Origin of the sequence: Dietzia sp. DQ12-76, from assembly GCF_014145045.1 — a bacterium.
Lineage (GTDB): Bacteria > Actinomycetota > Actinomycetes > Mycobacteriales > Mycobacteriaceae > Dietzia.
Genome location: NZ_JAALDV010000106.1, coordinates 1 through 1,186 on the forward strand (window position 1 = coordinate 1; position 1,186 = coordinate 1,186).

General features: G+C 70.3%; 1 protein-coding gene. It reads right to left on the reverse strand.

Features of this window, described 5'->3' with window-relative positions; genetic code table 11:
• Positions 1 to 1,026, reverse strand: a 1,026-nt coding sequence (locus G6019_RS04830; protein ID WP_182627129.1) for an Mrp/NBP35 family ATP-binding protein, incomplete at its 3' end; no start/stop codon positions are given.
• Between the last annotated feature and the right edge of the window lie 160 nt (positions 1,027 to 1,186).

Below are 1,186 nucleotides of genomic sequence, written 5' to 3' on the forward strand. Positions count from 1 at the left end.
CGCCAGGACGATCGGGGTGCCCTCGTCGCCGTGCTCGCGGACGGCCTGCTCGAGCGGCACCTGGCCGAGCAACCGCACCGGCGCCCCGACCGATCGCGAGAGGTTCGCGGCCACCTCGGCGCCACCGCCGGTGCCGAAGACGTCCATGCGGGTCCCGTCGGGCAGTTCGAGCCACGACATGTTCTCGATCACGCCCGCGATGCGCTGACGCGTCTGGAGGGCGATCGACCCCGCACGCTCGGCCACCTCGGCCGCCGCCTGCTGTGGTGTCGTGACCACGAGTATCTCCGCCGAGGGGATGAGTTGCGCGATCGAGATGGCGACGTCACCCGTGCCGGGCGGCAGGTCCATCAGCAGGACGTCGAGGTCCCCCCAGTAGACGTCGGCGAGGAACTGCTGGAGCGCGCGGTGCAACATCGGGCCACGCCAGACCACCGGGGTGTTGCCCTTGGTGAACTGGGCGATCGAGATGACCTTCACGTCGTGTGAGACCGGCGGCAGGATCATCTGCTCGACCTGGGTGGGTCGCGCGTCGGTTCCGAGCATCCGGGGGATGGAGTGCCCGTAGATGTCCGCGTCGAGTACCCCCACGGACAGCCCACGGGACGCCAGCGCGGTCGCGAGGTTGACGGTGGCGGTGGACTTACCCACGCCGCCCTTGCCCGAGGCGACCGCGTACACCCTCGTCAGATTGCCGGGTTGGGCGAACGGGATGACGGGCTCGGTCGCGTCGCCCCTCAGGTGTTTGCGGAGTTCCGTGCGCTGCTCGTCGTCCATCACGTCGAGCTCGACCACGACCTCGCCCACGCCGGCGACGTCCGCGACCGCGGTGCGGACCCGATCCGTGATGGTGTCCCTCATCGGGCACGTGGCCACCGTCAGGTAGATGCCTATGTCGACCCGGCCGGAACCCTCGTCGATGCTGACGCCCTTGACCATGCCGAGCTCGGTGAGCGGCTTTCGGATCTCCGGGTCGTCGACCTTGGCCAGGGCGGCGCGGATCGATTCTTCGCTGGGTGCACTCATGATGCCCCCGAGTCTAGGCGTCGGGGTGGGGGCGGGCGATTCAGGCGGGTGGCGGTACGCAGAACGGTGCGATACAGGGCAGGTCGAAGACCGGCAACCCGGGCGGGGCCGGGGCGACCTGCGCCGGCGGTGCCGGCGGCCGGGGAGCCGGAACGCTCTC